General features: G+C 64.9%; 9 protein-coding genes and 1 pseudogene. 4 read left to right on the forward strand and 6 right to left on the reverse strand.

All coding sequences use genetic code 11. The annotated features are described in order from the left end of the window. From AB8Z38_RS18810 to cysG, 5 genes and pseudogenes are all read right to left on the reverse strand, one after another. Complete coding sequence (locus AB8Z38_RS18810; protein WP_369726457.1) at positions 1 to 726, reverse strand: phosphoadenylyl-sulfate reductase; 726 nt, start codon at positions 724 to 726, stop codon at positions 1 to 3. Next, complete coding sequence (locus AB8Z38_RS18815) at positions 723 to 1,238, reverse strand: DUF934 domain-containing protein (protein ID WP_369726458.1); 516 nt, start codon at positions 1,236 to 1,238, stop codon at positions 723 to 725. The genes AB8Z38_RS18810 and AB8Z38_RS18815 overlap by 4 nt, the downstream gene beginning before the upstream one ends. Beyond that, a pseudogene (locus tag AB8Z38_RS18820) lies at positions 1,225 to 2,881 on the reverse strand (nitrite/sulfite reductase). The gene AB8Z38_RS18815 and the pseudogene AB8Z38_RS18820 overlap by 14 nt, the downstream one beginning before the upstream one ends. Before the next feature lie 11 nt (positions 2,882 to 2,892). Next, on the reverse strand, positions 2,893 to 3,210 hold the full coding sequence (locus tag AB8Z38_RS18825; protein ID WP_369726459.1) for a DUF2849 domain-containing protein: 318 nt from the start codon (positions 3,208 to 3,210) through the stop codon (positions 2,893 to 2,895). Next, the gene (gene cysG, locus AB8Z38_RS18830) at positions 3,207 to 4,643 is read right to left on the reverse strand and encodes a siroheme synthase CysG (RefSeq protein WP_369726460.1); all 1,437 of its coding nucleotides are present in this window, start codon (positions 4,641 to 4,643) and stop codon (positions 3,207 to 3,209) included. The genes AB8Z38_RS18825 and cysG overlap by 4 nt, the downstream gene beginning before the upstream one ends. 245 nt (positions 4,644 to 4,888) lie before the next feature. Here cysG and cysD point away from each other — a divergent pair, with 245 nt between their 5' ends. From cysD to AB8Z38_RS18845, 3 genes are all read left to right on the forward strand, one after another. Further along, on the forward strand, positions 4,889 to 5,683 hold the full coding sequence (cysD, locus tag AB8Z38_RS18835; RefSeq protein ID WP_369726540.1) for a sulfate adenylyltransferase subunit CysD: 795 nt from the start codon (positions 4,889 to 4,891) through the stop codon (positions 5,681 to 5,683). Positions 5,684 to 5,705: 22 nt separating this feature from the next. Next, positions 5,706 to 7,661, forward strand: a complete 1,956-nt coding sequence (gene cysC / locus AB8Z38_RS18840) for an adenylyl-sulfate kinase (RefSeq protein ID WP_369726461.1) — start codon at positions 5,706 to 5,708, stop codon at positions 7,659 to 7,661. 298 nt (positions 7,662 to 7,959) lie between these two features. Then, entirely contained in the window at positions 7,960 to 10,125 is a 2,166-nt protein-coding gene (locus AB8Z38_RS18845; protein ID WP_369726462.1) for a malate synthase G, read from the forward strand. A 164-nt stretch (positions 10,126 to 10,289) separates the two neighbouring features. Here the strand turns inward: AB8Z38_RS18845 and AB8Z38_RS18850 are convergent, their stop codons facing one another. Then, the gene (locus tag AB8Z38_RS18850) at positions 10,290 to 10,445 is read right to left on the reverse strand and encodes a Thivi_2564 family membrane protein (RefSeq protein WP_007599832.1); all 156 of its coding nucleotides are present in this window, start codon (positions 10,443 to 10,445) and stop codon (positions 10,290 to 10,292) included. A 274-nt stretch (positions 10,446 to 10,719) separates the two neighbouring features. On the opposite strand from AB8Z38_RS18850, the gene AB8Z38_RS18855 reads away from it, so the two are divergent. Beyond that, positions 10,720 to 12,813, forward strand: coding sequence for a methyl-accepting chemotaxis protein (locus AB8Z38_RS18855; RefSeq protein ID WP_369726463.1), 2,094 nt, complete (start codon positions 10,720 to 10,722; stop codon positions 12,811 to 12,813). The last annotated feature ends 247 nt before the right edge of the window (positions 12,814 to 13,060 follow it).

Here is a 13,060-nt window from a genome sequence, read left to right on the forward strand (position 1 = left end):
CTACGAAATCTTCATGGTGTGGATGCCGCATTCTGTCTTGGCGCGACCGCGCCACCGACCGGCGCGCTCGTCCTCGCCTTCGGCCGTTCGGCTGGTGCAAGGCATGCAACCAACGGAGAGAAATCCGGACGCCGCCAAAGGATGCCGCGGCAATTTGGCGCGGACGAAAATCGCCTCGAGCTCCTCGCGCGAGACATTGGCGAAGGGATTGAATTTCAGCCGCGCGCCGTCGTCCTCGACCACCGGAATCTGGGCACGCGCATTGCCCTGGAAGCGCTTGCGGCCGTTGATCCAGGCCGAGAACGGCTTCAGCGCACGCGCCAGCGGTTCCACCTTGCGAATACGGCAGCAGGCGTCGGGATCTGAGAACCAGAGATCACGATCGGGATCCTCGCGCGACAGCGTCTCTTCCGCGGGCTTGATCGAACGGACATCCTTCAACCCCAGCGTCGCGACCAGCGTGTCGCGATAGGCCAGCGTCTCCTCGAACAGCCAGCCGGTATCGAGGAAGATCACCGGAATCGCCGGGTCGACATCCGCCATCACCTTGAGCAGCGTCGCCGATTCCGTGCCGAACGAGGACACCAGCGCAAGCTTGTCGCGGCCGACCGTCTTCAGGGCCGCGGCGATGATCTCCGCGGGCGAGGCATCGCGCAAGGCGCGGTCGAGCTGCTCCGCCGAGGGCAGCTCGGAGATTGACGAGACCTGAGGCGCAATCGCGTTCACGTGCCGACACCTTCCGAATGACGCAACTGCATGCGCCGGTGCAGCGCCGTGATCCGGCCGTCACCGGTCGGCTGATAGAACACCGAGTAGCGCTTCGCGGTCTGCATGAAGGCTTCCGCGTCGGCCTGCTTCTTGACCTCGAAGGAATCGAAGCCGGCGCGCAGCATGAACACGAACTGGTCGCGCAGCACCTGGCCGGTGGCACGCAGATCACCGCGATAGCCGTAGCGCTCGCGCAGCCGCCGGGCCTGGCTGTAGGCGCGGCCGTCGCGGAACGTCGGGAACACCAACGCGACGACGGCGATCTTGCCGAGATAAGGCACGAGCTCAGCGATGTCGCGGTTGTTCGGCCAGATCACGCCGACCTTGCCGCCGCGCTTCAGCAGCGCGTCGGCATCGGTCAGGAATCGCTCGGCCGGCACCAGGATGTCACCGCCCTCCGGCAGCGGGGTGTCGACGGCGAGCTTGACGAAGCTGTCGTCGACGATCTTTCCGCCGTTAACGAGTGGCATAGACGCGCTCCTTGAAGGGTTCGACGCCGAGGCGTTTCACCGTGTCCATGAAAAGCTCTTCCGGCCGCTCGCGCAGCGCCAGATAGGCTTCCACGATGTCCTCGACGACGTCGGCAACCTCGTCGAACTTGACGCCGGGCCCGATCAGATTGCCGAGCGCGGCGTTCTCGTCGGCGCGGCCGCCGATGGTGATCTGATAGACCTCCTCGCCGTTCTTCTCGACACCGAGAATGCCGATATGGCCGACATGGTGATGGCCGCAGGCATTGATGCAGCCGGAGATGTTGATGTGCAGCCGGCCGATCAAATTGGCGAGCTCGTGATTGGCGAAGCGCCGCGTCAGCTCCTGCGCGATCGGAATCGAGCGCGCGTTCGCCAGCGAGCAATAGTCGAGCCCCGGACAGGCGATGATGTCGGTGATCAAGTTGACGTTCGGCGTGGCAAGCCCAAGTTTGTCGAGCGCCTTCCACAGCGCAGGGAGATCGCGCTTGGCGACATGCGGCAGCGCCAGGTTCTGCTCGTGGCCGACGCGAATTTCACCGAACGAGTATTTGTCGGCGAGATCGGCCAGCGCATCCATCTGCTCGGCGGTGGCGTCGCCCCGGAGGCGCACCGATCGGCTTCAGCGAGATCGTGACGATGGAATAGCCCTGCACCTTGTGCGGGGCGACCGAGTTCTTGCGCCAGGCCTCGAAATCCGCATCGGCCGCAGCCTGACGCAGCTCGTCGGGATTGTGCGGCAGCTTCTCGTAGGCAGGATAGGTGAAGCGCGAGCGGATGTCCTCGATCACCTCGTCGTCGATCTGCAGCGAGGAGTTGCGGATATGCTGCCACTCTTCCTCGACCTCGCGGGAGAATTTCTCGATGCCGAGCTCGTGCACCAGGATCTTGATGCGCGCCTTGTAGATGTTGTCGCGGCGGCCGTACTGGTTGTAGACGCGCAGGATGGCCTCGATATAGCTCAGGATGTCGCGGCCATGGACGAAGTGCTTGATGGTCTTGGCGATGAACGGCGTACGGCCGAGGCCGCCGCCGACCAGCACCTCGAACCCGGTCTCGCCCTTCTCGTTCTTGATCAGGCGCAGGCCGATGTCGTGAATCTTGATCGCGGCGCGATCGTGATCCGACGCGGTGATCGCGATCTTGAACTTGCGCGGCAGGAACGAGAATTCGGGATGCAGCGTGGTGTGCTGGCGGATCAGCTCCGACCAGATCCGCGGGTCCTCGATCTCGCCGGGCGCGACGCCCGCCCACTGGTCCGAGGTGACGTTGCGCATGTTGTTGCCGGAGGTCTGCATCGCATGAATGCCGACCTCGGCGAGATCGGCCAACGCATCCGGCAGCTCGGCGAGCTTGATCCAGTTGAACTGGATGTTCTGCCGCGTGGTGAAATGGCCGTAGCCGCGGTCGTATTTGCGCGCGACATGGGCAAGCTGCCGCAACTGGTTCGACGCCAGCGTCCCGTAGGGGATCGCGACGCGGAACATGTAGGCGTGCAATTGCAAATAGACGCCGTTCTGGAGCCGCAGGATCTTGAACTCGTCCTCGGTGAGCTCGCCAGAAAGGCGCCGCTTCACCTGGTCGCGGAATTCCAAGACGCGTTCGTTGACCAGCGTGCGGTCGATTTCGTCGTAAGCATACATAACGGAGTGCCTTAAGCCTGGACCGGCGATCCGATGGTGACGCCGGTGCGGCGGATCTGTTCACGCAAATTGCCGGGCTGGACCTTGCCGTCGTCGCCGATCTGCACCGGGGCGATATAGGGGCCGATCGCGCCGACGTCATCGGCCACGGACTCGGCAAGCAACGCCTTCGCCTCGTCGGAGTTGCGCACGATCGCGGCTTCCGAGAGGTCCGCGGACCAACCCTTTGCGGTGGTGCGGTAGACCACGATGCCATCCCAGGTGCGGTTGGCGGTCACGACCGAGGGGCCGGCGATCTTGATCTTCTTCTGTTCGAGCGGGGAGGTCATTCGGCTGCATCCAATAGGTCAGAGATGATTTGCTTTGGGGTTTTCTCGGATGTGTCGCGGCGAAGCGAACCGGCATGCCGGACCACGTCGCCGATGATGAGGATGGCTGGACCGCCCTGGGTCCGCCGCACGAGCTCGGGCAGATCGCGCAGCGTGCCCATCGCGCCTTGCGCGTCGGAACGCGTGACGCGGGCAAACACGCCGACCGGGGTCTCCGGCGAGCGGCCGGCGGCAAACAGGCCGGCGCGCACGGCGGGTGCCGCGGTCATGCCCATATAAACGACGACGGTCATCTTGGTGTCCGTGAGCGTGGACCAATCCACCGCCTCCGCATCACGCGCCCTGTGCGCGGTGAGGAAGGTGATGCGGGTCGCTTCATGACGGTAGGTAAGCGGCACCTCGAAATCCGCGGCGCCGCCGAGCCCTGCGGTGATGCCGGGAATGATCGAATAGGCCACGGCGGCGGCACGCAGCGCCTCGACCTCTTCACCGCCGCGGCCGAACACGAAGGGATCGCCGCCCTTCAACCGCACCACACGCTGGCCCGATTGCGCGGCCTTGATCATGCGCTTGTTGATGGCGTCCTGGCCGATGCCGGGCTTGCCGACGCGGCGGCCGACCGCGACGCGCGTGGTGTCGCGGCGGATGCGGTCGAGAATTTCGGGTGAGACCAATTCGTCATGGAAGACGATATCGGCATCCTGGAGCGCGCGCAGGGCCTTGATGGTGAGCAAATCCGGATCGCCGGGGCCGGCGCCGACCAACGCGACGGAGCCTTCCGGCTTGTCGGCCCGAGCAAACGCAGACGGATCGGAGATCGTCTTGAGCGCGGCTTCCGCCTCGCCCTTGCGGCCGGCGAGCACGGCGGCCCCGATCGGACCGTCGATCACGCGCTCCCAGAAGCGGCGGCGCAACGGAAACTCGGCGATGCGCTCGTTGACGGATTTGCGGAAGCCGCCGATGAACCCGGCGAGCTCGCCGATCCGCGCCGGCAGCAGCGCCTCGATCTTCTCGCGCACGCGCCGCGCCACCACCGGCGACGTACCACCGGTGCCGACCGCGACCACGACGTCGCCGCGATCGACAATCGCCGGGAAGATGAAGCTGGAATGCTCGAGGTCGTCCATGACGTTGACAGGAAGACCCAGCGCCTTGGCGCGCACCGACATTGCGACGCCGACATCGCCGGCGCCGGCGCAGACGATCGCGATCACGCCGGAAAGATCGGCGGTCAGCGGATCGCCATCGGCAAAAGTCACCCGCGCGGTGTCATCGGACCCGAGGCCGAGATCTTGATTGCCGTCGATCGCATGCACGCGAATGCGCGCGCCGGCGGCGGCGAGCACGCGCAGCTTGGCGCGCAAAAGCTCTCCCGCGCCGATGAGGATTACCGGACCGGCCTTGAGATCGAGGAACACCGGCAAGAACCGCATACGATACTCGCTTGCCCCACATGCGGGGTTGACTGGAATTATTTTCTATATATGTGTCGTTTCGAGCGCGCAAAGAGAAAATTTTTTCTTCTCTCTTGCACCGCAACTATAGAATTTTCGCCTCCAAACGCAAAGTGGCAGAGATGCATCTTCTCAAGGACGATTCCGCTGCTGATCGAGTGAGCAGCCCCGCGTTCATCGATCGCGCGCGCTCTGAAGAATTTTCTGCCGAGCTTGCCCCCAGCATGGACCACCTCGACCAGCTCGAGGCGCAAAGCATCTATATCTTTCGCGAGGCCTTTGCCCGCCTGAAGAAGATCGCGCTGCTGTGGTCGCTGGGCAAGGACTCCAACGTCATGATCTGGCTGGCGCGGAAAGCGTTCCTCGGCCGCCTGCCGTTCCCGGCGCTTCATGTCGACACCGGCAAGAAGTTTCCGGAGATGTATCGCTTCCGCGACCATTACGGGAAAGAGTGGGATCTCGACCTGCGAGTCGAGCCCTGCCCGCCCATCGATGCCGTCGATCCAACGCTGCCGCCGGCCGCCCGTTCCGCCGCGCGCAAGACCGAGGGCCTCAAGATGGCGCTCGGCAAATACGGCTTCGACGGCCTGATCGCCGGCATTCGCCGCGACGAGGAGGCCACGCGCGCCAAGGAGCGGGTGTTCTCGCCGCGCGGACTGGAGGGCAATTGGGACGTGCGCGACCAGCCGCCGGAGTTCTGGGATCACTTCAATGCGTCGCCGCCGCAAGGCGCGCATTTGCGCATTCACCCGATCCTGCATTGGACCGAGTCCGATATCTGGGCCTACACCAAGCGCGAGAACATCCCGATCATCCCGCTCTATCTCGCCAAGGACGGCAAGCGCTATCGCTCGCTGGGTGACCAGGACATCACCAATCCGGTCGCTTCGACCGCGTCGAACATCGACGAGATCCTGGCCGAGCTCGAGCAGACCAAGGTGCCGGAGCGTGCCGGCCGTGCGCTCGATCACGAGACCGAAGACGCCTTCGAGCGCCTGCGCGTCGCCGGCTATCTCTGATTTTCAAGGACGCACCGCGGCTATGAACATGATCGTCACCCCCGCTTCGCCCGCCCCGAACGACACCAGCTCGATGCCAAACGGCACGACGTCGATGCCAAACGGCACGACGCGACCGCAGGTCCGCATCGTCATCGTCGGCCATGTCGACCACGGCAAGTCGACACTGGTCGGCCGCCTCCTGCATGAGACCGGCAGCCTGCCCGACGGCAAGCTCGAGATGCTCAAAGCCGTCAGCGCGCGGCGCGGCATGCCGTTCGAATGGTCGTTCCTGCTCGACGCGCTGCAGACCGAGCGCGACCAGGGCATCACCATCGACACCACCCAGATCCGCTTCCGCACCAATTCGCGCGACATCGTCCTGATCGATGCGCCCGGCCATGCGGAATTCCTGCGCAACATGATCACCGGCGCCTCGCAGGCCGACGGCGCGGTGCTGATCATCGACGCGCTCGAAGGCGTGCGTGACCAAACCCGGCGGCACGGCTATCTCCTGCATCTGCTCGGCGTGAAGCAGGTCGCGATCGTCGTCAACAAGATGGACCGCGTTGATTTCTCCGCCGAGCGCTTCAAGGCGATCAGCGAGGAGATTTCGGCGCATCTGCAAGGCCTCGGCGTGAGGCCCACGGCTGTGATCCCGATTTCCGCCCGCGACGGCGACGGCGTCGCCGAGCGCACCGACCGCATCGGCTGGTACAACGGGCCGACCGTGGTCGAGGCGCTGGACCGGCTGGAGCCGGCGCGCCCGCTGGAAGCGCTGTCGCTGCGCCTGCCGGTGCAGGCGATCTACAAATTCGACGATCGCCGCATCGTGGCCGGCCGGATCGAATCCGGCAGCCTCATTGCCGGCGACGAGATCGTGATCATGCCGGCCGGCAAGATCGCCAGGATCAAGACGGTCGAGAGCTGGCCGATCACGCCGGTCGCCGGCCGTCAGGGCGCCGGCCGCTCGGTCGGCATCACACTCGACCGCGAGCTCTTCATCGAGCGCGGCGACATCATCGCGCATGCGAACGCCGCTCCGCGCGAGACGCGACGGTTGCGCGCGCGCATCTTCTGGCTGCACGACAAGCCGCTCGCCAAGGGCGACCAGCTCCTGGTGCGTTGCGGGCCGAAGGAAAGCCGCGCCACCGTCGTTGCGATCGAGAAGGCAGTCGACCCCGGCGAGCTCTCGAGCATCGAGAACAAGGCAATCGGCCGCAACCATGTCGGCGAGATCGACATCTCCCTGTCCAATCCGATCGCGACCGATCCCTACACCGAGAATCCGCGCACCGGCCGTCTCGTGATCGAGGTGTCCGGGCGCATCGCCGGCGGCGGCCTCGTGCTGTCGGTCGATGCCGGCCAGCGCGCCGTGCCCGTCGATATCGTGCCGGTGGAATCGGCGCTTCGTCCTGACGAGCGCTCCGCGCGCTACCAGCACAATGGCGCGGTGGTCTGGCTCACCGGCCTGCCGGCTTCCGGCAAGTCGACGCTGGCCAAGGCCTTGGAGCGGCGGCTGTTCACCAACGGCGGCTCGCCGATCCTGCTCGACGGCGACACGGTGCGTGCCGGGCTCAACAACGATCTCGGATTCTCCGCCGCCGACCGCAGCGAGAACATCCGCAGGCTTGCCGAGGTCGCGACGCATCTGGCGCGCAATGGCCATATCGCCATCGTCGCCGCTGTGTCGCCCGCTCGCGAGGACCGCGCCACCGCACGCCGCATCGCCGACACTGCGTTTCGCGAGATCCACGTCGCGACGCCAGCCGAGGTTTGCGAGGAGCGCGATCCCAAGGGCCACTACAAAAAGGCCCGCGCCGGCACGCTCGCGTCGTTCACCGGTATCGGCAATGACTACGAGGCGCCACAGGCGGCCGAGCTCGTGATCGACACGTCGAAGCGGACGGTCGCCGAGGCCGCGGACGAGATCGAACAGATGCTGAAGGCGACCGGCGTGCTGTTCGACGAGGTCGTCGATCTGGCCGCGAATATTTGAGGCGGTCCTACTCCCTCGCTGTCGTCGCCCGGCTTGACCGGGCGACCCAGTATTCCAGAGAGGGCGTTGGGATACGGAGAAGCCTCGGCGTACTGGATTCCCCGCCTTCGCGGGGAATGACAGCGGTCCGTGAGGCTGCCGCCCACCCTTCATTGACATTTTGACAGACGCCGGGGCCCTTCTCACGGCCCCGATTTTGAGGCTAATAGGACCTCGAAAGCCGCTCTTTGCGGGCGCATTTTGCTGCTGTCGGGTCAAGAGCAGCCAAAAACAGCCATTTCCAACAAGAAAGACCATCATGAAACGCGTCGACGCCCACGGATTGAAGATCGCCCCGGTCCTGTTCGATTTCATCGCCAAGGAAGCGGCCCCGAAAACAGGGATCGCGCCGGATGCGTTCTGGGCCGGGCTGGCCGCTATCGTCAAGGAGCTGGGGCCGAAGAACCGCGCGCTGCTCGCCGTCCGTGACACGCTCCAGGCCAAGATCGACGAGTGGCACCGCGCCAACAAGGGCAAGGCGTTCGACCTCAATGCCTATACCGCCTTCCTGAAGGAAATCGGCTATCTCGTCCCCGAACCTGCGACGCAGAAGGTCGAGACCGCCAATGTCGATGAAGAAATCGGCACGATCTGCGGTCCGCAACTCGTCGTGCCCCTGACCAATGCGCGCTATGCGCTGAACGCCGCCAATGCGCGCTGGGGCTCGCTCTATGATGCCTTCTACGGCACCGACGCCATCCCGCACGATGCGTCCGAGAGCGGCAAGGGTTACAACAAGGCGCGCGGCGACAAGGTGATCGCCAAAGCAAAAGCCTTCCTCGATGCCGCCGTGCCGCCCGCCACCGGCAGCCATACCGACGTGACCGCCTACAGCGTGGTCGCAGGCCAACTCGCGGTCAAGCTGAAGAGCGGCAACGCCACCGCGCTCAAGAACGCTGCGCAGTTCGCCGGTTTCCAGGGCGATGCGGCAGCGCCGTCGGCCGTGCTGCTCGCCAACAACGGCCTGCACGTCGAGGTGAAGATCGACCGCAGCAGCACGATCGGCAAGGACGATCCGGCCGGCGTCGCCGACATGATCATGGAATCCGCGGTCTCCACCATCCTCGACATGGAGGACTCGGTGGCGGCTGTCGATGCCGAAGACAAGGTGCTGGTCTACCGCAACACGCTCGGCCTGATGAACGGGACGCTGTCGGCCGATTTCGAGAAGGGCGGCAAGACGCTGACGCGCTCGCTCAACGCCGACCGCAGCTACAAGACGCCGGATGGCAAGGGCGAGGTCAGGCTGCACGGCCGCAGCCTGCTCCTGATGCGCAATTGCGGTCACCACATGTTCACGGATGCGGTGCTGGACGAGACCGGCGAGGAGATTCCGGAAGGCCTGCTCGATGCCGCGGTCTCGGGCCTTCTCGCCATCCATGACTTGAAGGGCAATTCCAAGGTCAGGAACAGCCGCACGGGTTCGGTCTATATCGTCAAGCCGAAGATGCACGGCCCGGACGAGGTGTCGCTGACCTGCGAGATCTTCGATCGTGTCGAGAAGATGCTGGGCCTCCCCGAGAACACGCTCAAGGTCGGCATCATGGACGAGGAGCGGCGCACCACCGTCAACCTCAAGGCCTGCATCCAGCGCGCCTCCAAGCGCATCATGTTCATCAACACCGGCTTCCTCGACCGCACTGGCGACGAGATCCACACCTCGATGGAAGCGGGCCCGATGATCCGCAAGAACGAGATGAAGGCGCAGGCCTGGATCAAGGCCTATGAGGACTGGAACGTCGACATGGGCCTGACCTGTGGCCTGCCCGGCCACGCCCAGATCGGCAAGGGCATGTGGGCTGCGCCGGACAAGATGGCGGACATGCTGCAACAGAAGCTCGCGCATCCGCAGGCCGGCGCCACCACCGCCTGGGTGCCGTCGCCGACCGCGGCGACGCTGCACGCCCTGCACTATCATCAGGTCAATGTCACCGCGCGCCAGCAGGAGCTGACCAAGGGCGGGCCTCGCGCCAAACTTTCCGACATCCTCACCATTCCGGTGTCGAAGTCGAACTGGGCGCCCGACGACGTCAAGCAGGAGATCGACAACAATTGCCAGGGCATTCTGGGCTATGTCGTTCGCTGGATCGACCAGGGCGTCGGCTGCTCCAAGGTGCCTGATATTCACGACGTCGGCCTCATGGAAGACCGCGCCACCTTGCGCATCTCGAGCCAGCACCTCGCCAACTGGCTGCACCAGGGTGTCATCACCGAAGCGCAGGTGATGGAATCGCTCAAGCGCATGGCCGTCGTCGTCGACAAGCAGAACGCGGGCGACCCCATCTACAAGCCGATGGCCCCTGCCTTTGACGGTGTCGCCTTCAAGGCCGCCTGCGACCTCGTCTTCAAGGGCCGCACGCAGCCGAACGGCTACACCGAATACATCCTCACGGCACGCCGCCGCGAGGCCAAGGCGGCCGGGTAGCAAGACGGCCGGCTAAGCTCGACCGCTCCACACCAAAGCCCCGGCTCACGCCGGGGCTTTTTTGTTGGAGCAGTAGCCCGGATGGAGCGCAGCGTAATCCGGGGCCGCTATCGCATGGAGCAAGACCCGGATTGCGCTGCTCCATCCGGGCTACGAAAGCCCGGCTAAAACACCGCGAGATATTTCAGCAGCGAGACGATGCCGATGATGATGACGACCACCCGCGCGATCTGCTTGGCGCGGCCGTCCATCGGGAGCATGTTGATGAGATAAAGGACGAGAATAACGACAAGAAAGGTGACGAGTACGCCGACCAGCATCGCGAGGACCCCCCTTAAGGCAAATTGCTGACAATGTCTTAACGCGCAACCCGGGCGCTGGTTCCATAGAGGCAACCCTCTGCAACTTCTCGTAAAATACGTACTTCTACCGGGCTCTCGGCTGCCTAAACCTTTACCCTTTTTGTTTCAGATGCAGAAACCGTTTGTGGTGTGCCGCGAGCGGCATGCGATGGCCGACCATGCGGCGCCTCCCTGTTTTCGCAGTTGCCTGGGAGCGCCTTAGATTTTGAATTTTTTGCTATTGGGGGCTTCGATGCTGAATCGTCTGACCGTATCCGCGTTGCTGAAGGCGGTGATCGCGATCACGTCGGTCTGCGTGGTGATCGCGCTCTCGCTCACCGCCCACGAGTCCTGGGGTCGCCTCAAGGCCACCAACCGTATCTCGCAAGTTGCGGATGCCTCCGCCGATCTGTTCAAGGCGATGCACAATCTGCGCACCGACCGCTCGACCACCACGCGGCTCCTCAACACGACGGAGCCGATGGATCCGGACATCGAGAAGTATCTCCGCGCCTTGCGCGACGCCCAGATGCCGGCGATGGCGCGCGCCCTCGAGTTGTTGCCGACCATCGACTTCCCACAATCCGGCACGCTGGTGCCGGAGCTCGCGCGTCTCTTCAAGCTGCTGACGGACGAACAGAAGCAGTTCTGGGAGGACGTCGCGAAACCCAGGGACCAGCGCCGCGCGGGCCTGCCGAAGGAATATATGGAGACGACCCAGGGCCTGCTCGACACGCTCGACAAGCTCTCGAACATCCTGGCCGCTACCGTCAACCATCAGGACGCGGAGATCGACCAACTGCTGTCCATCAAGCAGAACGCCTGGCTGCTGCGCAACACCGCGGGCGAAGCCTCGCTGATCGTCTCGATCGGCCTCAACGCCGGCAAAATCTCACCGGAGACCCGATACGCCTACACCCAATATGTTGGCGGCACGAGCGCGATGTGGAAGGCGCTAGAGCTGTCGACTTCGGGCATGCAGCTGCCGGCAGAGCTCGCCTCGGCCATGGCAGCCGCGAAGGCAGCCTATTTCGAGCCGCCATATCTGGCTCTGCGCGACCGCCTCGCGGATGCGCTGGTCAAGGGCGAGAAGTCCGAGATGACGGCGAACCAATGGAGCCCGCTCACGGTCGGCCGCATGGCGAGCGCGGTCGCGGTCGCGGAAGGCGCGCTCGACGCCGCCAAAGCGCATACAACGGAGCAGCGCGGCGCCGCGCAGCGCGCGCTGACCGTGCAGCTGGTGCTGCTGGCGCTCGCAATTGGCCTCGCCGTCGGCGCGATCATGCTGGTCAGCCGCCGCGTCATCCGTCCGCTCAACACCATCCGCGATGCGATGCTCAAGGTCGCCGGCGGCGATCTTGCCGTCGAGAGCGGCTATCTTGACCGCAACGACGAGATCGGCGCGCTTGCCGGCGCGCTCGAAACGTTCAAGCAACAAGCCGGAGACAAGCTCAAGATCGAAGAGCACGAGCGCGAGCGCAATGCGGGCGCCGTCGCGCGGCAGCGCGCGATCGAGGCTTATGTCGGCGAATTCGAAGGCGCGGTGCGCAAGACGCTCGGCGAGCTGAGCGACGCCTCCGGCGAGATGCGCAAGACCTCGGGCGATCTCTCCGCAGTGTCGCGGCAGACCAATGAACGCGTCGAGGTCGCGGGCAAGGCGTCCCATGACGCCTCCACCAGCGTCGACAGCGTCGCGGCCGCCGCCGAGGAGCTGAGTGCCTCGATCAACGACATCAGCCAGCAGGCCGCGCATGCCGCGGGCATTGCCAGCCGCGCCGTCAACCAGGCACGCGAGACCGACGGTACCGTGCAGGGGCTGGCGCAATCCGCAGGCCGCATCGGCGAGGTGGTCGGGTTGATCAACACCATCGCACAGCAGACCAATCTGCTGGCGCTCAACGCCACGATCGAGGCCGCGCGCGCCGGCGAGGCCGGCCGCGGCTTTGCCGTGGTCGCCTCCGAGGTGAAGTCGCTGGCAAGCCAGACCGCAAAGGCGACCGAAGACATCTCCGAGCAGATCGCCGACATCCAGAAAGTTGCCGGCGAGGCCATCAATGCGATCCAGGCGATCGGCGGCATCATCGGCGAGGTCAACGAAGTCGCCACTGCGATCGCCGCCGCCGTCCAGGAGCAGGGTGCTGCCACACAGGAGATCACGCGCAGCACGCAGTACGCCGCGCAGGGCACCCGGAACGTCTCCGACAACATCACCGGCGTGAAGGCCGACGCGGACACCGCGGCGGGCGCTGCGGAGAACGTCAAGCACGCCTCCGAGACACTGGAGACCCAGAGCCGCCAGCTCGGCCAAGAGGTCAGCGACTTCCTCGGCAAGATCCGCGCGGCGTAGGGCGGCTCATACGAAGATCGCCGGCCGCACCCCTCGGTGTCGTCCCGGCGAAGGCCGCGACGACTGGCAGATTGACAGATAGCAGGCAATCGCCCCCTCGTTTTATGGCAGTTTCACTGTCTAAATTTTTACCCTTTTCGGTCCAAATGCGTCTCGGGCGCTTGCCGGAGGCATGCGCGTTCGTGCGTGCATCCCTTTGGTTTCGAAGTTCGTGGGGGCTGCCGGTCGGGGGGCACGAACTTCGAAA

It is taken from the genome of Bradyrhizobium sp. LLZ17 (genome assembly GCF_041200145.1).
Lineage (GTDB): Bacteria > Pseudomonadota > Alphaproteobacteria > Rhizobiales > Xanthobacteraceae > Bradyrhizobium.